At 61.2% G+C, this 19,189-nt stretch carries 19 protein-coding genes; 17 read left to right on the top strand and 2 right to left on the bottom strand.

Annotated elements, in window-relative coordinates; translation table 11 throughout:
- The first annotated feature begins 50 nt into the window (after window positions 1-50).
- The gene (locus tag ACYVIS_RS20670; RefSeq protein ID WP_460874931.1) at window positions 51-1,247 is read left to right on the top strand and encodes a phosphoglycerate kinase; all 1,197 of its coding nucleotides are present in this window, start codon (window positions 51-53) and stop codon (window positions 1,245-1,247) included.
- A 73-nt stretch (window positions 1,248-1,320) separates the two neighbouring features.
- Here the strand turns inward: ACYVIS_RS20670 and ACYVIS_RS20665 are convergent, their stop codons facing one another.
- Window positions 1,321-2,163 (bottom strand): NAD-dependent epimerase/dehydratase family protein, encoded by an 843-nt coding sequence (locus ACYVIS_RS20665; RefSeq protein WP_232740929.1) that lies wholly within the window; start codon window positions 2,161-2,163, stop codon window positions 1,321-1,323.
- 210 nt (window positions 2,164-2,373) lie between these two features.
- Between ACYVIS_RS20665 and ACYVIS_RS20660 the strand changes: the two genes are divergently transcribed.
- The 12 genes from ACYVIS_RS20660 to purT all read left to right on the top strand — a co-directional run bounded on the left by ACYVIS_RS20660 (window position 2,374) and on the right by purT (window position 13,932).
- Window positions 2,374-3,807 carry an aldehyde dehydrogenase family protein gene (locus tag ACYVIS_RS20660; protein ID WP_232740928.1) on the top strand — a complete coding sequence of 478 codons (1,434 nt, stop codon included), beginning with the start codon at window positions 2,374-2,376 and terminating at the stop codon, window positions 3,805-3,807.
- A 21-nt stretch (window positions 3,808-3,828) separates the two neighbouring features.
- Window positions 3,829-4,587 (top strand): SDR family oxidoreductase, encoded by a 759-nt coding sequence (locus ACYVIS_RS20655; protein WP_232740927.1) that lies wholly within the window; start codon window positions 3,829-3,831, stop codon window positions 4,585-4,587.
- Between the two features lie 180 nt (window positions 4,588-4,767).
- The gene (mog, locus tag ACYVIS_RS20650; RefSeq protein ID WP_460874930.1) at window positions 4,768-5,409 is read left to right on the top strand and encodes a molybdopterin adenylyltransferase; all 642 of its coding nucleotides are present in this window, start codon (window positions 4,768-4,770) and stop codon (window positions 5,407-5,409) included.
- Between the two features lie 82 nt (window positions 5,410-5,491).
- Window positions 5,492-6,556 carry a class II fructose-bisphosphate aldolase gene (gene fba, locus ACYVIS_RS20645; protein ID WP_232740925.1) on the top strand — a complete coding sequence of 355 codons (1,065 nt, stop codon included), beginning with the start codon at window positions 5,492-5,494 and terminating at the stop codon, window positions 6,554-6,556.
- 121 nt (window positions 6,557-6,677) lie between these two features.
- Complete coding sequence (locus ACYVIS_RS20640) at window positions 6,678-7,559, top strand: phosphoribosylaminoimidazolesuccinocarboxamide synthase (RefSeq protein WP_232740924.1); 882 nt, start codon at window positions 6,678-6,680, stop codon at window positions 7,557-7,559.
- Between the two features lie 99 nt (window positions 7,560-7,658).
- A complete protein-coding gene (gene purE / locus ACYVIS_RS20635; protein WP_370635846.1) occupies window positions 7,659-8,195 on the top strand; it encodes a 5-(carboxyamino)imidazole ribonucleotide mutase in 537 nt (178 codons plus the stop codon).
- A 121-nt stretch (window positions 8,196-8,316) separates the two neighbouring features.
- The gene (locus ACYVIS_RS20630) at window positions 8,317-9,507 is read left to right on the top strand and encodes a 5-(carboxyamino)imidazole ribonucleotide synthase (RefSeq protein ID WP_232740923.1); all 1,191 of its coding nucleotides are present in this window, start codon (window positions 8,317-8,319) and stop codon (window positions 9,505-9,507) included.
- Entirely contained in the window at window positions 9,507-10,535 is a 1,029-nt protein-coding gene (locus tag ACYVIS_RS20625) for an L-threonylcarbamoyladenylate synthase (protein ID WP_460874929.1), read from the top strand. The genes ACYVIS_RS20630 and ACYVIS_RS20625 overlap by 1 nt, the downstream gene beginning before the upstream one ends.
- A 115-nt stretch (window positions 10,536-10,650) precedes the next feature.
- Window positions 10,651-11,724, top strand: coding sequence for an FUSC family protein (locus tag ACYVIS_RS20620; protein ID WP_232740921.1), 1,074 nt, complete (start codon window positions 10,651-10,653; stop codon window positions 11,722-11,724).
- Window positions 11,725-11,833: 109 nt separating this feature from the next.
- Window positions 11,834-12,217 carry an RNA-binding S4 domain-containing protein gene (locus ACYVIS_RS20615; protein WP_460874928.1) on the top strand — a complete coding sequence of 128 codons (384 nt, stop codon included), beginning with the start codon at window positions 11,834-11,836 and terminating at the stop codon, window positions 12,215-12,217.
- A 143-nt stretch (window positions 12,218-12,360) separates the two neighbouring features.
- Window positions 12,361-12,642 (top strand): peptidylprolyl isomerase, encoded by a 282-nt coding sequence (locus tag ACYVIS_RS20610; RefSeq protein ID WP_232740919.1) that lies wholly within the window; start codon window positions 12,361-12,363, stop codon window positions 12,640-12,642.
- Window positions 12,643-12,729: 87 nt separating this feature from the next.
- A complete protein-coding gene (gene purT, locus ACYVIS_RS20605) occupies window positions 12,730-13,932 on the top strand; it encodes a formate-dependent phosphoribosylglycinamide formyltransferase (RefSeq protein ID WP_232740918.1) in 1,203 nt (400 codons plus the stop codon).
- A 10-nt stretch (window positions 13,933-13,942) separates the two neighbouring features.
- Here purT and ACYVIS_RS20600 read toward each other — a convergent pair whose 3' ends face one another.
- Window positions 13,943-14,941 (bottom strand): DUF3298 domain-containing protein, encoded by a 999-nt coding sequence (locus ACYVIS_RS20600; protein WP_232740917.1) that lies wholly within the window; start codon window positions 14,939-14,941, stop codon window positions 13,943-13,945.
- A gap of 167 nt (window positions 14,942-15,108) precedes the next feature.
- On the opposite strand from ACYVIS_RS20600, the gene ACYVIS_RS20595 reads away from it, so the two are divergent.
- The 4 genes from ACYVIS_RS20595 (at window position 15,109) to ACYVIS_RS20580 (ending at window position 19,038) form a co-directional block, all read left to right on the top strand.
- Window positions 15,109-16,611 (top strand): FAD-dependent monooxygenase, encoded by a 1,503-nt coding sequence (locus ACYVIS_RS20595; RefSeq protein ID WP_232740916.1) that lies wholly within the window; start codon window positions 15,109-15,111, stop codon window positions 16,609-16,611.
- Between the two features lie 102 nt (window positions 16,612-16,713).
- Window positions 16,714-17,166: a MarR family winged helix-turn-helix transcriptional regulator gene (locus tag ACYVIS_RS20590; protein ID WP_232740915.1), complete on the top strand. Its 453-nt coding sequence runs from the start codon at window positions 16,714-16,716 to the stop codon at window positions 17,164-17,166.
- A 22-nt stretch (window positions 17,167-17,188) separates the two neighbouring features.
- Window positions 17,189-18,499 (top strand): MFS transporter, encoded by a 1,311-nt coding sequence (locus ACYVIS_RS20585; RefSeq protein WP_232740914.1) that lies wholly within the window; start codon window positions 17,189-17,191, stop codon window positions 18,497-18,499.
- A gap of 116 nt (window positions 18,500-18,615) precedes the next feature.
- Entirely contained in the window at window positions 18,616-19,038 is a 423-nt protein-coding gene (locus ACYVIS_RS20580; RefSeq protein ID WP_460874927.1) for a VOC family protein, read from the top strand.
- Window positions 19,039-19,189 lie beyond the last annotated feature (151 nt).

The following is a 19,189-nucleotide window of genomic DNA, read 5'->3' as shown; positions in this document are numbered from 1 at the left end:
CGGGGCGACCCGCCCTTGCCATATCCGTTACCTTGGTTTGGTGCTTCTTTATGTCTACAGTTAAAACTCTTGCTTCTTTGGCTCAATCCGGCGCGCTGGCGGGCAAGCGGGTATTCATCCGCTCCGATCTGAACGTGCCCTTCAACGAGTCGGGCGAAATCACCGAAGACACGCGCATACGCGCATCGGTTCCGGCTATACGCATGGCGCTGGATGCCGGCGCCGCGGTGATGGTCACCTCGCATCTGGGGCGGCCCCAGGAAGGGACGGTCGCCGCCGCGGATACACTGGCGCCGGTTGCCGTGCGTCTTTCCAAGCTGCTGGAAACACCGGTTACTCTGGTGCAGAACTGGGTTGACGGCGTGCGGGTCCAGGCCGGGCAGCTTGTGTTGCTCGAAAACTGCCGCTGCAATGTCGGCGAGAAAAAGAACGATGAGGCCCTGGCCAGAAAAATGGCGGCCTTGTGCGATGTGTATGTCAACGATGCCTTCGGCACGGCGCATCGGGCCGAGGCCACGACTCATGGCATCGCGCGTTTTGCGCCCATCGCCTGCGCGGGCCCGTTGCTGGAGGCGGAACTTGTCGCCCTGGCGCGCGCCCTGCATGAACCCAAGCGCCCCCTGGTGGCGATTGTCGGCGGCTCGAAAGTATCGACCAAGCTGTCGATTCTGCAATCGCTGGCCGAGAAGGTGGATCAATTGGTGGTGGGCGGAGGGATCGCCAACACGTTCATGCTGGCCGCGGGGTTGAATATCGGCAAATCGCTGGCCGAGCCCGATCAGCTTGGGCAGGCTCGGGCCGTAATCGACCTGATGAAAAAACGCGGCGCCGCCGTGCCGATTCCGGTCGATGTGGTGTGCGCGAAGTCGTTTGGCGCCGATGCCCACGCCAGCGTCAAGCCGGCCGATCGAGTGGCCGACGACGATCTGATTCTTGACATAGGGCCTGCAACAACCGGGCAGCTGGCCGAAATTATCAGGAATGCGGGAACCATAGTCTGGAACGGCCCAGTCGGTGTTTTCGAACTCGAGGCTTTTGCCAAGGGTACGCAGGGCGTGGCCAGAGCGGTAGCCGAATCGGCCGGATTTTCGATCGCGGGCGGCGGCGATACGCTGGCGGCCATAGCCAAGTTCCATATCGCGGATAAAGTGGGCTATATCTCGACGGGCGGCGGCGCGTTCCTTGAGTTCCTGGAAGGCAAGCCTTTGCCGGCGGTACAAATCCTGGAAGAAAGAGCGGCCGGATAAGGCTGTATAAGTCCGCGCCTCGCGGGCGGCAGGGCGGGGCCCACCCGTTTTTCACCGTGCGAATCCGTCCGTTCTACATGGGCGCGCGCCGGCTGATCAGGGCGCGGTAGCCTTCGATGGCATCGGGCCAGGCGGGTTCGAAGCCGCTGGCCCGCAGACGTGCGTTGCTCAGGCGTTTGCTGCCTACTTCCTCTGACATGGGAGCGTCGGGCGGCAGCCCGGCATCGAGCATGCGGGCCAGGGCATCGTACAGTTCGTCGATTTTGTGCGGGCGGTTGTCGGCGCCTATATAACAGGACTCGGGCCGATCCAGTTCAAGCAGATGCACCGAGGCGCGCGCCGCGTCGTCGATATGAAAGCGGTTGGCCCAGTGCGCGGCCTGTCGCGGCACCGTGACCTTGCCCAGCCTCAGGCGTTCGAGCAGTGCCACGCGGCCCGGGCCGTACAGGCCGGCAAGGCGAAAACGGATGGCGCAGGGTACTTCGGCAGCCAGCCAGCGTTCGGCTTCCATCAGTACCTCGCCATTAAAACCGCGGGGATCGGGCGGCGTGGCCTCATCGACCCAGGCCTGCTCATCGGGGCCGTAGACGGCGCTGGACGAAATGAACAGGAATCGTTGCAGTGTCTGGTGGTTCAGGGCGGCGAGCAGATGCTGCAAGCCTTGCATGAAAACGGCCCTGTAGGCGGCTTCGTTGCGGCGATCGGGCGTAGGGGCGTAAATGACGTGGCTGAGGTCGGCGGGCAGGCAGTCCAGGTCTTCTGTCAGGTCGCCGGCCAGCCACTGTATGCCGGAAAGCGAATCTTTGGGAGGATGGCGTCGCAGGCCCCAGACCGCATCTCCTTGTTTCAGCAGCAATTGCGCGGCGCGCAGGCACAGGTCGCCGGCACCGGCCAGTAAAACGCGTTTACCTGCCATTTTTTTCCTTGAGAATGTATCCGTGCACTGTTCCAGAGTGGGCCGCGACGATATTGCCCGCCGTGCAGGGTGAGACGAGGCGATACTGATAAACTACATTTTAGTTCGGTTTTCAGATGGACCCGCAGCGCGGACAATACTGCGCACACGGCAAGCAAAGCCGGCACAGAATGCCGCGCTTTGTGAATACTTATTCAAGAGACAAGACTCATGACGTACCAAAATTTCATTGCCAATCGCTGGGTAAGTGCGCAGAGCGGCGAAACCCTGCCCGTTATCGATCCTTCCGATGGCCAGGCTTTTTCCACGATTGCCCGTTCGCGCGAGGCCGATATCGATGCCGCTGTGCTGGCTGCGCGGGCAGCCAGCGAAGGCGTCTGGGGGAAAATGCCTCCGGCCGAACGCAGCCGCCTGCTGTTGCGCTTCAGTGTGGCGCTGCAGGATCGCCAGGAGCAATTGGCGCAAATCGAATCCAGAGACACTGGCAAGCCGCTTAAACAGGCCCGGGCCGACGCGGCCGCCGTGGCGCGCTATTTCGAGTTTTACGGCGGGGCGGTGGACAAGCTGCACGGCTCGACGATTCCGTATCCCCAGGATTACACCGTCTTGACCCTACGCGAGCCGCATGGCGTAACCGGGCATATCATCCCGTGGAATTACCCCCTGCAGATTTTCGGCCGCAGCGTGGGGGCCGCTTTGGCCGCCGGCAATGCCTGCGTGGTCAAACCGGCCGAAGACGCTTGCGTGTCCTTGCTGGAGCTGGCGCAAATCGCGCTGGATGTCGGCCTGCCCGCCGGGGCGCTGAATATCTGTACCGGTTTGGGCGCCGAGGCGGGAGCCGCCCTGTCGGCTCATCCGGGTATCGATCATATTTCGTTTACAGGCTCGCCCCAAACCGGCAAGCAAGTGGCCCAGGCTGCCGCCGGGCATTTTGCCCCGGTTACGCTGGAACTGGGCGGCAAGTCGCCGCAGATCGTTTTTGCCGATGCCGATATCGATGCGGCCTTGCCCGTCCTTCTCAATGCCATAGTGCAAAACGCCGGCCAGACGTGTTCGGCCGGCAGCCGTTTGCTGATCCAGCGTCCCTTGTACTCGACGCTGATCGAGCGCCTGTCCGAACTCTTTGCGTGTACTCGCACCGGGCCGGCCGGTGAAAATCTGGATTGCGGGCCGCTGATCAGCGCCAAACAACTGGCGCGCGTGCGAGGCTTTCTGGATGAGGCCGACGCGGCGGCGATCACGGTTGCGGCGCGCGGCACGCTTGAAGCCTCGGCCCCTGCCAGTGGGTTTTATCAGCCGCCGGTGCTGTTGAGCAATGTGCCGCCTGATCATCGCTTGGCTCAGGAAGAGATTTTCGGCCCGGTGCTGGCGGCCATTTCGTTCGAGCATGAAGCCGACGCGCTGCGCCTGGCCAACAATACGCCGTTTGGCCTGGTGGCCGGCGTCTGGACGCAAGATGGCGCGCGCCAGATGCGGATGGCGCGCCAGGTACGGGCCGGGCAGGTTTTTGTCAATAATTACGGTGCGGGCGGCGGGGTGGAACTGCCCTTCGGCGGTACCGGACAATCGGGTTTCGGTCGTGAAAAGGGCTTCGAGGCCCTCTATGGATTTACCACGGTCAAGACCATAGCGATCAAACACTAATACATATCGAGGGAAGCAGGCATGCGTTTGGAAGGAAAAGTGGCAATAGTGACAGGGGCGGGCTCGGGTTTTGGCGCCGGTATCGCGCATACCTTCGCGCGCGAGGGCGCGCGTGTGGTGGTAGCGGATATTCACGAAGAGCATGGCCGGGCCGTGCTCGAACAGATACGCCAGGCTGGCGGCGATGCCGTATTCGCGGCGGCCGATGTGGCCGACGGGGCCAGTGTGGCAAACTTGCTGGAAGAAACGCTCAAGGCTTTCGGCGCATTGCATTGCGTGGTCAATAACGCCGGTACTACGCACAAGAACAAGCCTTTGCTCGATATCACCGAGCAGGAGTTCGACCGGGTGTTCAACGTCAATGTCAAAAGCATTTTCTGGACTGCCAAGCATATGGTGCCTTATTTCCGTGGGCACGGCGGCGGCTCTTTCGTCAATATTGCCTCGACGGCCGCGATCCGCCCGCGCCCCGGGCTGGTCTGGTACAACAGCACCAAAGGTGCGGTCGTAACGGCCAGCAAAGCGATGGCGGCCGAACTCGGCAAAGACAATATCCGTGTCAATTGCGTCAATCCCGTTATCGGCGCCACCGGCCTGGTTGAAGATTTCATGGGCATGCCCGATACGCCCGCCAATCGCGAGCGGTTTCTGGCGGGTATTCCGATGGGGCGATTTTCCACGCCCCAGGACATTGCCAATGCGGCCCTGTATTTTGCGTCCGACGAGGCGGCTTTTGTCACCGGTGCGTGCCTGGAGGTCGACGGCGGCCGCTGTGTGTAAATCGGGTGCCGCAAGTGCCATTCCCTGCACTGAATCTTATTGATACCCAAAGACGGTATCTACGGAGCGAGGGGCCGACGCCGTTGGTTTTTACAGGGGCGGCCCTATGGAGGGGAAGGCCGGCGGCATGGGTGTTTGCAGGGGCGGCTCTTGTGGTCGCCCGTTTTTCTCAGGAACAATATGTCTGAACAACAGCGTCTTGTGCGTGGCCATCCCGATGAATTGCTGGTCGGGTTGGTATCCATATCCGACCGGGCTTCCAGCGGCGTCTACCAGGACCAGGGCCTGCCGGCATTGCAGGCTTGGCTTGAATCGGCCGTATTGGGCAAGTGCCAGTTCGCCACGCGCCTGGTTCCCGATGAAACCGAACAGATCTCCGCGGCGCTGATTCATCTGGTCGACGAACTGGGCTGCGATCTGGTGCTGACCACGGGCGGCACGGGCCCGGCGCGGCGCGATGTCACGCCCGAGGCCACCCTGGCGGTGGCGACCAAGGAAATGCCGGGTTTCGGCGAGCAAATGCGCCAGGTCAGCCTTGCATTCGTGCCCACGGCCATTTTGTCGCGCCAGGTGGCTGTAATTCGCGAAACGCCGGAACACGCGGCGCTGATCATCAATCTTCCCGGCCAACCCAAGGCTATCAAGGAAACGCTCGAAGGATTGAAAGACGCCGAGGGCAAAACGCGGGTGGCCGGCATTTTTGCGGCCGTGCCGTATTGCATCGACCTGATCGGCGGGCCGTATATCGAAACCCGCGAACAGATCGTCAAGGCGTTCCGGCCCAAGTCGGCGCTACGCCCTCGTACTGGGCCGCAGCGGTGAGGCGCGGCTTTAAGCAATTAATCCTATTCCCTCGTAAAATGACGCCTGTCCCTAATTTATTCTGCATTCAGGAGGTCTAGTCATGGCCCTAGTTTCCATGCGTCAGTTGCTCGATCATGCTGCTGAAAACGGTTATGGTATTCCCGCTTTTAACGTCAATAACCTGGAACAGGTTCAGGCAATCATGGAAGCGGCCGATGAGACCGACAGCCCGGTCATCATGCAGGCCTCGGCGGGCGCCCGCAAATACGCCGGCGAAGGCTTTCTGAAGTACCTGATCCAGGCGGCCGTCGAGTCGTTTCCGCATATCCCGGTCGTCATGCACCAGGATCACGGCCAGTCCCCCGCGATTTGCCAGGGGGCTATCGAGCTGGGTTTTTCCAGCGTCATGATGGACGGTTCCCTGAAAGAAGACGGCAAATCCATTGCCGACTACGATTACAACCGTGATGTCACGCGCCGCGTGGTCGAAATGGCTCATAAGCTGGGCGTTACCGTTGAAGGAGAACTTGGCTGCCTGGGCTCCCTGGAAACCATGCAGGGCGACAAGGAAGACGGCCATGGCGCGGATGGCAAGCTGACCATGGATCAATTGCTGACCGATCCCGAGCAGGCGGCCGATTTCGTGCGCCACACTCAGCTCGATGCGCTGGCGATTGCGATTGGCACCAGCCACGGCGCCTACAAGTTCACGCGCAAGCCCACCGGCGACATTTTGTCGATTTCCCGCATCAAGGAAATCCATCACCGCCTGCCCAATACGCACCTGGTCATGCATGGCAGTTCCAGCGTGCCGCAAGACCTGCTCGCCGAGATTCGCGAGTTCGGCGGCGACATGAAAGAAACCTATGGCGTGCCTGTTGAAGAAATCCAGGAAGCCATCAAGTTCGGCGTGCGCAAAGTCAATATCGATACCGATATACGCTTGGCAATGACCGGCGCAATTCGGCGTTTCATGGCCGAAAACCCGGCCAAGTTCGATCCGCGCGAATATCTGAAGCCGGCACGCCAGGCTGCGAAGCTGATTTGCAAACAGCGCTATGCCGAGTTCGGCACAGCCGGTAATGCCAGCAAGATCAAGCCGGTTGCCCTGTCTCAAATTGCCCAGCAATATGCCTCGGGCAAGCTGGCCCAAGTGGTTCAGTAAGCGTCTGGCCGGCCAGGAAAGCATGGTGCCCGAACGTTCCTCAGGCGCCGTGTTTTCCTGAATGCATGAATGGCGCCCGACAGGCTCGTCGGGCGTTGTGTTTTCGATCTAAGGACAAATCGTGGTGCAAGCACTACATCAATCATCTATCGACTCCCTCCCTTTGCTGGGGCGCGGCAAAGTGCGCGATATGTATGCCGTTGGCGAAGACAAGCTGCTCATCGTCGCGACCGACCGCATTTCGGCCTTCGACGTCATTCTTGACGATCCCATCCCGGGCAAGGGCCAGGTGCTGACCGAGCTGACCGAGTTCTGGCTGAAAAAGCTGGCGCACGTGTTGCCCAATCATTCAACGGGCATTGCTCCCGAAGATGTCGTCGCTCCCTCCGAGCGCGAGCAGGTGCGTGGCCGGGCGGTGGTGGTAAAGCGCCTCAAGCCCATCCTGGTCGAGGCGGTCGCCCGCGGCTATCTGATCGGTTCGGGCTGGAAGGACTACCAGGCCGGCGGATCGATCTGCGGCATCGCCCTGCCGGCGGGCATGCGGCAGGCCGGCAAGCTGCCTCGGCCCATCTTCACCCCGGCGGCCAAGGCCGAGTTCGGCTCGCACGACGAGAACGTCGATTTCGATCATGTGGTGCGTGAAGTCGGTGCGGCGCTGGCTGAAAGAATCCGCGACGTAACGCTCAGGCTGTATTCCGAAGCGGCTGATTTTGCAGCGGGCAAAGGCATTATCATTGCCGACACAAAATTCGAGTTCGGGCTCGATGGGCAAGGCCAGCTGCATCTGATGGATGAGGTCCTGACGCCGGATTCGTCGCGCTTTTGGCCGGCATCCGAGTACGCTGTCGGCATCAGCCCTCCCTCGTTCGACAAGCAGTTTGTACGCGATTGGCTCGAGACCCAGGTGTGGGATAAAACCCCGCCGGCGCCCCGCCTGCCCGCCGATGTGCTTGAAAAAACAGCGGCCAAGTATCGCGAAGCCATGACGCGCCTGACGGCATAGGCGGGCTTCCATGTCTGAGCTGTAACGGGGGGATGCAGCTCGTAACCGCTGCTTCCTTCGCCGCACGGTAAAATTTGCCGCTCTCCCTGGAGTATTGTTATGGCCGACTTCACTATGAAATCTTTGACCGAATCCAATGCCAGTCCTCTGGTGGGCATCATCATGGGATCATCCAGCGATTGGGACGTAATGAAACAGGCTGCCGCCGTGCTTGAAGAGTTTGGCGTGCCGCACGAGCTGCACGTTGTGTCGGCTCATCGCATGCCGCATCAAATGGTCGAATACGGCGCTTCGGCGACCGAGCGCGGCCTGCGTGCGATTATCGCGGGCGCGGGCGGCGCGGCGCATTTGCCCGGCATGATGGCGGCGTTGACGCCGGTACCGGTATTCGGCGTGCCGGTTCCGTCCAAGTATTTGCAGGGCCAGGATTCTCTGCTTTCCATCGTGCAGATGCCCAGGGGCATACCGGTAGCCACATTCGCCATCGGCGAAGCGGGCGCCGCGAATGCCGCCCTGCATGTGGTTGCCTGCCTGGCTACGACCGATTCCGATTTGCGCAAGAAGCTGCAAGAATTCCGCACCCGGCAAACCGAGGCCGCACAGGCCATGACGGTGCCCCCGCATGTAACCCTATAGGACCGGGCGGCTGCGCTATCAAGGTGGCGCCATGTCTTGCATGCGGCGCATGGCTTGAGCAGCGGCCGGAACATGCGCGCATGCCGGTTTTTTTATTTTTAATTTTTTAATTTTCCCGATTATGGCCAAGACTGCTGTTTCCCTTTCCGATCCGATTGCGCCAGGAGGCTGGCTGGGCATGATTGGGGGAGGGCAGTTGGGGCGGATGTTCTGTCAAGCCGCCCAGAGCATGGGATACAAGGTGGCGGTGCTGGATCCTGTTGCGCAGTGTCCGGCGGGTGCCGTGGCCGACCTGCATATTCAGGCCGCGTACGACGATGAAGCCGGTCTGGCCCGTCTGTCGGAGCGCTGCCCGGCGATTTCCACCGAGTTCGAGAACGTTCCGGCGCTTAGCCTGGAAAGACTGGCTACGCGCTCCAGGGTCAGTCCGTCGGCTCAGGCCGTGGCTATTGTGCAGGACCGCATCCAGGAAAAAGCCTTTATCGGAAAAATAGGCGTGCCGCTCGCCCCTTATGCTGCGATACACGGCGCCAAGGATATTTTGTCCGCGCCGGCGGCCCTGTTTCCCGGAATACTTAAAGTGGCTCGGCTGGGTTATGACGGCAAGGGCCAGGCACGCGTCGGCAGCCCCGAGCAGGCTCTGGAGGCCTTTGCCTCGTTTGGGGGAACGGCTTGTGTGCTGGAAGCCCTGATGCCGCTGAAGTCGGAGTTTTCCGTGGTGCTGGCGCGCGGTTTCGACGGCCGGGCGGTAGCGTATCCGCCGGCCAGCAATGAGCATCGCGAAGGTATTCTGGCCGTCTCGACGGTGGCGGCCGGATTCGCCGCGGCCGAGTCCGCATTGCACGAGCGGGCCGCTGAAGCCGCCCTGGCGATAGCGCATGGCCTGGATTATTACGGTGTGCTGTGCGTGGAGTTCTTTGTCTTGCAGGATGGAAGCCTGGTGGCCAACGAGATCGCCCCGCGTCCACATAATAGCGGCCATTACACGATGGATGCCTGTGTGACGAGCCAGTTCGAACAGCAGGTTCGCGTCATGGCCGGTTTGCCGCTGGGCAGTACCGACAGCTTATGCCCGGCCATTATGCTGAACATCCTGGGCGATGTCTGGTTCGATCCCGCCAGCGGCCGGAAGCGAGAGCCCGATTGGGCCGCTGTACTGGGCACGCCGAACGCCAAATTGCACTTGTACGGCAAGGCAGAGGCCCGGCGCGGGCGCAAGATGGGTCACATCAATCTGGTGGCGCCCACGTTCGATGCCGTGCGCGAGGCCGCCGCGGCTGTCGCGGCCGTACTTCATATTTCTTTCAAGTAATGACGATGTCCAATCCTGCCGATATGGCGCGAGCATTGCGCCTGGCCGCGGAGCGCCTGGCCGCGGGCGGTCTGGTCGCGTTTCCGACGGAAACGGTTTATGGCCTGGGGGGCGATGCCGAGAACCCCGACGCTATTGCGCGGATCTACGCTGCCAAGGGACGGCCATCCAGTCACCCGGTCATTGTCCATGTGTCGCCGGAGGCGGATCTGGATTATTGGGCCCGGGCTATTCCAGCCGAGGCTCGCGCCTTGATACAGGCGTTCTGGCCCGGGCCTTTGACGCTGATATTGCCGCGGGCCGATCATGTGCCGGCCGCGGTCAGCGGAGGCCAGGACAGTGTGGGCTTGCGCTGCCCATCGCATCCCGTGGCGCAAGCCTTGCTGCGTGAGTTTGCCGCGTTGAAGCCCAGCGGGCAGGGCGGAGTGGCGGGGCCTTCGGCCAATAAGTTCGGCCAGGTTTCGCCGACTCTGGCGGCGCATGTGCGCAGTGAATTTGCGGAGCTTGGCGATGCCGAGATGCTGGTGCTTGAAGGCGGGCCGTCCGAGGTGGGGATCGAGTCGACGATCGTGGATGTGTCGCGGCTCGATCAAGGCATGGGCCCGGTTCTGTTGCGGCCGGGGCATATTTCTTCGGCCCAGATTGCGGCCGTGCTGGGGGCTGAGCCTGCTCGGCCAGATGCCGGTGCACCGCGGGTGTCGGGTTCCTTGAAGGCGCATTACGCGCCTCGTACGCCTTTGCACTTGTTGTCCCTGGAGGCTCTGGTTGGGTATCTGGAGCGTCATGCGGGCGATGCGGAGCGTGTCGCGGTGGTGGCTTTCCAACGTCCTGGGCAGGCGGCGTATCCACGCGTGGACTGGTACTTGACGCCTGCCGATCCGCAGGCCTATGCGCGCGATTTGTATGCGCTGCTGCGACGCCTCGACGCAGCTGCGTATAACCGCATCCTGGTGGAGCGGCCGCCCCGCAATGCGCTGTGGCAGGCGGTGAATGATCGCATCGGGCGCGCGGCGGCGGCCTTCGAATAAGAGAGTGTACGCGGCGCGAGACGGCCGTAGCCGTCTGTTGTAGACTGGTACAGCCCCAGGCGGTTTCCACGGGGCAAGCGTTTGTCATTGCAATTTCCGGTTTTTGTGCTTGTTTATGGCCATTCCGCTAGTTTCGCGCGTTCAGTTGCTATGGCAGGGCCTGCTCCGCCCGCTGCAGGATCCTGCTCGCCGTTACCGTCACGCGACTCTGATTCATGCTGTCAGGGTCGCGCTTGGACTCCTGACATCCATGGTGTTGACTACAGGCATAAACCTGCCTCATGGGGAGTGGGCGTCCATTACATTGCTGGTTGTCATCGGCGGCCTGCAGCATCATGGCAATATTCGGCGCAAGGCCGCGGAGCGCGCCCTTGGGACGGTAATCGGGGCAGGGGTGGGCCTGGCGGTGATTCTGCAGCAGGCCTATTTTCAGATTCCCTGGCTTAGCTCCCTGCTGATCGTGATTGCTTGCGGCTTTTGCGCGTATCACGCGATCGGCAAAGGAGGCTATATTGCCTTGCTTTCCGCAATCACCATCCTGATCGTTGCCGGTCATGGCGACAGCGCGATGGCCGATGGGCTATGGCGCGCGGTGGATGTGCTGATAGGAATTGCGATTGCATTGCTGTTCTCCTTTGCCTTGCCGCTGCATGCCACGTATTCGTGGCGTTACACGCTGGCGGATATCCTGCGCGGCTGTGCAAAGACGTACACCGTGATCGCCACCCAGGCGTCCCTCGACATGGCGGAGCTGCAGCGGGCCATGATTTTGCAAGGAACTCTGCTGGTACAGCTACGCTCGCTGATGCCATCCGTCGCTCGAGAGACCGGGGTCTCGACGGCGCAGCTTGAGGAGATCCAGCACAGCTTGCGAATCTGCCTCAGCCTTCTGGAGGTGCTTGCCGCCACGCGCCCCCGCGTCGAGGATGAAAGCGCGCAGGCATTCATCCAGCATCATTTTGGAGGCGAGAACCATCGCTTGCGGGACATGCTGCTCGGCATGTCCCGCGCGCTGAAGTTCGGCACGATTGCCCGCTTGAGGCCGAGCGACACCGCGGCGCCTGAGATGGCAATGGATTCAATGCCGCCACAGCTAGCTGGCTATGTGTCACTGACGTGGCGCTTGTCGGAGGAATTCGACGCATTGCGGCAGCGTTTGGCTGCCATCGCGGATCGCTGGAATATTTGACATTGCGCTTTGTCGGTGTTTTTTGCATCATTGGCCGGGGTCGATGCCTGGCCGGCCCGGCGTCCCAGTTATCATGTATTCCTCAATAAGGCAGGCAAGGGGAGTTCGCATGGCGGACAAGGTTCGACTCGACAAATGGCTGTGGGCGGCTCGCTTTTACAAAACCCGCAGCTTGGCGGCGGAGGAAATTGGCAAAGGCAGGGCGCTCGTGAATGGCCAGCCCGCCAAGCCCGCGCGTGAAGTTGCGGTGGGCGATCTTGTAAGCGTTCGCAAAGAAGACCCTCCGCTTCAGGTGCGCGTGTGCGCGGTGAGCAGTGTACGGGGTCCGGCTCTGGTGGCACGTCTGCTTTATGAGGAAACGCCGGAAAGCGTAAGCGCCCGCGAGCGTGCTGCCGAGATGAGACGTCTTGCCCCCGAGCCTGCCCATGAAATCGTCGCTGGACGCCCGACGAAACGCGATCGGCGCCTGCTCGATCACGTGCGTGGCAAATAAGCGGAAGAAGTGTTTTTGTCGTGAGAGGCACTCCAGGATTGGTTGAGAGTTCGGTTTCCCGAGGCCGGCCCAGCCGTTTCAGGCCGCGCAGCAAATCTCCGATTGAGGTATTCTGTTCGACTCATTTAGAAGGAGTAATACTCATGGCCCAAGCCACTGCCCGTCATATCCTGGTTTCCACCGAAGCGAAGTGCAATGAACTCAAAACCGCTATTGAAGGCGGTGCCGATTTCGCACAGGTCGCTAAAGAGAACTCCAGTTGCCCCTCCAGCCGCGACGGCGGCAACCTGGGTTCGTTCGGCCCTGGCCAAATGGTCAAGGAATTCGATACCGTTGTATTCAGCGCACCGCTCAACGTGGTGCAAGGTCCTGTGAAAACCCAGTTTGGTTATCATCTGCTCGAAGTCACCAGCCGCCAGGACTGACGCCGATCGCGCCGGTGCCCGGCTTTCCCGCGCAACCGGCGCCGGGCATTTACAATTCATATCCTTACTTTGCCCGAAGATCCTACTATGAGCACTATCGGAACCCCATTGTCCCCTGGCGCCACGAGAGTGATGCTGCTTGGCTCCGGCGAGCTGGGCAAGGAAGTCATCATTGCCTTGCAGCGCCTGGGTGTGGAAACCATTGCGGTTGACCGCTATGCCGACTCTCCCGGCCAGCAGGTCGCCCACCACGCCCGCACCATCACCATGAGCGACCCAGCACAGTTGAAGGCGCTGATAGAAGCCGAGAAGCCCGATCTGGTCGTTCCTGAAATCGAGGCCATTGCCACCCAGGCGCTCGAGGAACTGGAAGCCGCCGGCCTTGCCCGTGTTATTCCTACCGCACGCGCGGCGCGTTTGACGATGGATCGCGAAGGCATACGGCGCCTGTCCGCCGAGACCCTGGGCCTGCCTACCAGTCCTTATAAATTCTGCGATTCGCTGGAAGAGCTGCAGGCCGCCATCGACGGCGGCATCGGCTATCCCTGCGTCGTCAAACCGGTAATGAGCAGTTCCGGCAAGGGCCAGAGCAAAATCGACAGCCCCGATCAGGTGCGGCCGGCCTGGGAATACGCCATGGCCGGAGGCCGTGTCAGCCATGGCCGCATTATTGTGGAAGGTTTCATCGATTTCGACTACGAAATCACCCTGCTGACGGTGCGCGCCCTCGGCGCCGATGGGCAGGTGGAAACCCATTTCTGCGAACCCATAGGTCATTTGCAGGCCGCAGGCGACTATATCGAAAGCTGGCAGCCTCATCCCATGAGTCCGGCCGCTTTGGAGAAGGCCCGGCATGTCGCCAAGGCCGTTACCGACAATCTGGGTGGGCAAGGCGTATTCGGCGTCGAGCTGTTCATCAAGAACGAGGATGTCTGGTTCAGCGAGGTCAGCCCGCGCCCGCACGATACCGGGCTGGTAACCATGATCTCGCAGTGGCAAAGCGAATTTGAGCTGCACGCGCGCGCCATTCTTGGCCTGCCCGTCGATACGGCATTGAGAAGTCCCGGCGCCAGTGCCGTCATCTATGGCGGCGTCGATGCGCATGGCGTGGCTTTCGATGGCGTGCAAGAGGCGCTGCGTGTACCGCAAACCGATCTGCGCCTGTTCGGCAAGCCCGAGAGTTTCTTGCGCAGGCGCATGGGTGTAGCCCTGGCCTACGACACGAATATCGACGGAGCCCGCAAACGCGCGAAACAGGCGGCGGCGTGCGTAAAGGTTCTGCGTCCGTAAAGCCGCGGTCCTAGCCGGCCTCGAAGCCTCGGGTCTTTTGAAGGGCATGGTCCGCAAGGAAGCGCCGCAGATCGGCCCAGGGTATGGTCACTTCCAGAATGCCGGAGGCCATCGCTCCCGCCTCGCCTGGGTTGAACGAGACAAGAAGGCCGGGCCTGGTGAAGGACCACGATACTGGGTCGCGTACGGCCTTGCTGATACCTTCATTGAAGACAATGGCATCATCGGCGCCCAGCACTTGAGTGGCGCGCGTGCTCAAAAAGGACTCCCATCCGCTATCCGGTTTGAACAGATCCGCCGCCTCGAGGCGATGCAGGCCAGGCTTGAGCAGGTAGGAGATATTGCGCATATCCTCGGAGCCTGCGGCCCGGTCGCATTGCTCATGGTGCAGCATCTTGACATTGATGAAATCGGGTGTGGCCGATTCAATCTTGAAGCGGACAAACTGGTCGCTGGGCAGGCTTGGGTCTGCAAAACACCAGTTCGCTCGAGCCTCTGCCGCAAACCGCACTATCGCGGCATTCCATTGTTCGGCTTGCGGCGAAAGCGGATGGTCGATTCGTGGCAGGCCCGTATGCTGCTCCAGGGGCTTGCCGCCAGGCTCCTGTCTTGCGATCGACGCGTAATGATCATCCCGGCTGAACACGAAAGGGCCGATGGCCACGGCCGCAGTGCGCAAATCGTCAAGCCGGTCGGCGTACTGCTGCCGCAGGCAGGTGACGGGACTTTCCTTTCTTTTGTTGTCGAGGCACAAGGCCTGCACCATTTTGAGCCACTCTTTCTGGCCGGTGCGCAGGATCGCCTGCCCCGGGGCGGAAAGTAGGGGCAGGGCGGCGTTGTAGCGCCGCGCCATGGCTGTGTCCTGGGCCGACAGCTGCGGATCCGCGCAGACTGCTTTTTCGAAAGAGGTTCTGGCCTTGCCGCAGTCGAAGCTTGCCGCGCTTGCAATGGGCGGCGCCGACCCGGCAAGCAATATGCCGACGATCAGTAAGCCGTATCTATGAGCCATGGGGCGCTTGTCCGCATCGGTATGTTTAGGGGAAGGTTGAAGTGTATACCGATGAGTCGCCGAATCGTCGCCTATTGCATGGCCGCCAAAGACGCTGATGTTATTATTTGCCCGGACCTGCCGCGGCACAGACTCTTCTAATCACAAATCAACTCAGGATGCTTAGAATGAACGAACCAGTATTGATCGTAGGGGCGGGTCCTGTAGGGCTGGCGATGGCGATGGCACTCAAGCACCGGGGTGTCGAGGTGCGTATCGTCGATAAGGCGGCGGCGCGCACCGACAAGTCGAAGGCGCTGGTACTGTGGCCGCGAACACTCGAAATGCTGGACATACAGGGTTGCGTACAACCATTTTTGGACGCCGGCATGAAAGCCGTTGGCGCGCGCATCTTCGCCCAACAAAACATGTTGGTGCATGTACGCCTGGACACCGCTCGCAGCGCGTATGCCTATGCCTTGATGCTTCCGCAGAGCGACACCGAGCGCTTGCTGGAAGAGCAGCTGGCTTTGACCGGTGTCCGTGTGGAGCGGTGCGTCGAACTCATCTCCTTTAACGATACCGGGGACGGCGTCGGCGCGGTTCTGCGCCATGCCGACGGGCACGACGAAACGGTGAATTCCTCCTATCTTGCTGCCTGCGACGGCGCGCACAGCACTGTCCGGCATGGGCTGGAAGCCCAGTTCGAGGGCGATACCTTGCCGTCGGGCTGGATGCTGGCGGATGTCGAGCTCGACGGCAAGATTTCGCAGGATGAGTTGACGATTTGCTGGACGCCTTCCGGTGTCCTCCTGTTCGTTCCGATCAAGGGGGCGCGGTTCCGCATCATTGCCGATGTGGGCCTGGCGCCTGCGGCCGACGCATCGCCGCTAACGCTGGAAGAAGTCCAGCAACTGCTTGACCGCCGGGGGCCGCCCGGGCTGCGGGCGCATGACGCAGTGTGGATGAGCCGCTTTCGTATCAACGAACGCAAGGTCAAGGACTACCGATGCGGCCGGGTATTTCTTTGCGGCGACGCGGCGCATGTCCATAGCCCGGCGGGCGGCCAGGGTATGAACACCGGAATGCAGGACGCTTTCAACTTGGCCTGGAAGCTTGCCATGGTCTGGCATCGGCAGGCCAGGCCTGTATTGCTTGACAGCTATTCTCCGGAGCGCAGCGCTGTCGGGGATCAGGTCCTGCGCAACGCCGGCAGATTGACGAAGCTTGCCATCTTGAGCAACCCTGTCCTGCAGAAGGCTCGCAATCTTGCCGTGAGCGCCCTGGGCCGCGTTCCGATGCTGCGCCAGCGGATGGTGGACCAGCTGACCGAGATGGATCTGCACTATCACGACAGCCCCCTGACTCTGACGCCGCAGAGCGCGGCAAGACACCCGGCGCCAGGCGAACGCGCGCCCGATCTTCCTCTGACGGTTCCTGGAGGCGGGGCCTCGCGGCTGCATGACATACTCGCCACCGGGAAGTTCGCGGTGCTCTCCGTTGCCGCGACCGGCGTAAACCTGCCCGGCGTGCTGCAATCCGTCGCCACCGCTGCCGGCGCGGGAGTTGCTTCCGGCTACGAGGCTGGCCACGTCTACCTGATTCGTCCGGATGCGTATGTGGCGTTGAGTACGAAGGATGGCGACACGGCCGCCATCATCGCCGCGCTGCATCGGCTGGTTGGCGCATAGCGGATAGGGTATTTATGCACCTCGCGGTCGGCAAAGTGGTGTCAAGCCCTATTTGAAGGTAAACTACAAAGGTTTCCTTCATATTAAGATGAAATCCCTGAGATGAGCGAGCAGCACAGCGACCCCGACGTCGCGCGCGCCTTGGCTGTGGCCGAAGAACTACGCGTGCTGGTCAGCACGCTCAAGCGGCGGCTGCGTGAAGAGGCGCATCTGGGAGATTTCACGTGGTCCCAGATACAAGTAGTGCGCAGGCTGGAGCGCGAAGGTTGCGCGACGGTGACAAGCCTGGCGCGGGCAGAGGGTGTGCGCCCGCAATCGATGGGTGAAACTCTTTCTGTACTGAAGGCGGCCGGGCTGGTAAGCGGCGCACCGGACCCGACCGATGGGCGGCAAACCGTCTTGTCTCTTACTGCCGCTTGTCGGGAAAGAATCAAGGCCGGCCGGGTAGCGCGCGAGGACTGGCTGTTTCGCACCATCCGGACAAAGTTTGCGTTGGAAGAGCAGAAAGAACTGGCACGCGCCATCGAACTGCTCAAACGCTTCGCCGATTCCTGATCGAACTGTTTCGCTTGAACAAATGAACAGCACCTTCCGTTCGCTAGCCATCTTCAACTACCGGGTATGGGCCGGCGGGGCGATCATATCCAATGTGGGAACATGGATGCAGCGCACCGCCCAGGATTGGCTTGTGCTCACCCAGTTGTCGCATAACAATGCGACGGCCGTGGGCGTGGTCATGGCGCTCCAGTTCGGGCCTCATCTTCTCTTGCTGCCCCTGACCGGTTTTGCGGCCGATCATTTCGATCGGCGCAAACTCCTGATCGGTACGCAGGCAGCCATGGGGACGCTTGCTTTTGGGCTGGGTATTCTTACCATCGCCGGGCTCATTCAGTTATGGCATGTTTATGTGTTTGCATTTTTGCTTGGCTGCGTCACGGCATTCGATTCTCCGGCGCGCCAGACATTTGTCTCGGATCTTGTCGGCGAGGCCGACCTGTCGAATGCCGTGGCGCTGAACTCCACATCGTTCAACGCTGCGCGGATGATCGGTCCGGCTGTCGCCGGTGTCCTCATCGCCGTCGTGGGATCCGGATGGGTATTCCTTATCAATGCAGCCTCGTTTGTCGCTGTGCTCTGCTCGCTGGGTTTCCTGCGCATTGATGAACTTCATCAGAGCACCCGGGCTGTCCGGACGCGGGGAAGCTTCGCCGAAGGCTTCCGTTATGTATGGAAGCGTCCCGATCTGAAAGTCGTCCTTCTCATGCTCTTCCTCATCGGCACGTTTGGAATGAACTTCCCAATCTTCATTTCAACCATGTCGGTCACCGTCTTCCACGGAGGAGCGAGCCAGTATGGGCTGCTGACATCGACCATGGCGATCGGAACGGTTGCCGGCGCGCTGCTTGCCGCCAGGCGGGCGAAACCGCATATCGTGCATTTGTTCTCCGGCGCGGCAGTCTTCGGCCTTGGCCTGGCTCTGGCCGCGGTCATGCCCAACTACTGGCTCTTCGGCCTCGCTCTCATTATCATCGGGATGTCTGCACTGACCTTCAACACGTCAACGAACAGCCTGGTGCAGCTTTCGACCGACCCCGCCATGCGCGGGCGCGTCATGGCGATTCGCCTAGCCATAGCCCTGGGCTGCACACCCATCGGTGCGCCCATTGTCGGTTGGGTGGCTGATGCCTTCGGCCCTCGCTGGGCGCTGGGCATAGGCGCCGTCGCGGGCTTTGCCGCGGCAATCGTCGCGATACATTACCTTGTCAAATACCGCAATCTTCGTGTGCGCATCGATGCCGGCCGCCTTCGCTTCAGCATGGACGACCTCGATCCCATGGCCGCGTGGTATCAGTTCGACCACGCCGCCGTCGAACAGGTGAACAAGTAAGTCGCATGCGAAGGCGCCGGCGTATTTGACGCGAACGTGATCTTCTGTGCAGCCAGAAGCTGGCAGCCAAATCGGCAGGGGTATGGTAATTTAGGATTTTCCTGACGAGGCATGTCATGAAACCACGAGTTACAGTCATAACCATTGGCGTTGATGATCTGGATCGATCGCTTCGGTTCTATCGCGACGGCCTGGGCCTGGCAACCAAGGGAATTATTGGCGAAGAGTTCGAGCATGGCGCCGTGGCCTTCTTTGAGCTGCAGGCGGGGGTGATGCTTGCCATCTGGCCTCGCGCGAGCCTTTCCCACGACTCAGGAATTCCGCTGGGTAGCCCAAGCGCTACCGAGTTCGCTCTTGGGCATAACGTCTCGTCCAAAGAGGAAGTCGATCTTGTCATGGAGCAGGCCCGGAATGCCGGCGCGATTATCGTAAAGCCGGCCCAGGACACTTTTTGGGGAGGCTACGCGGGCTACTTCCAGGACCCGGATGGCCACCTGTGGGAGATCGCGTGGAATCCGCAATTACTGCCCGAGGACTGAACCGCAATCGGCTAGTGACGCCGCGCGCATAGCCGTGCAACCCCATAAGCATGCAAAAAGTCGCCTGTAACCACACAAAAAACTCCAATGCGAGCGGGGGTGGCGGCCCAGGCGGGGTGGGCGAGCTTGAGTCCGCCGCGGCCGCAGCCTG

The sequence above is a fragment of the Paralcaligenes ginsengisoli genome, from assembly GCF_054781135.1.
This window is presented reverse-complemented; position numbering and strand designations above follow the sequence as displayed.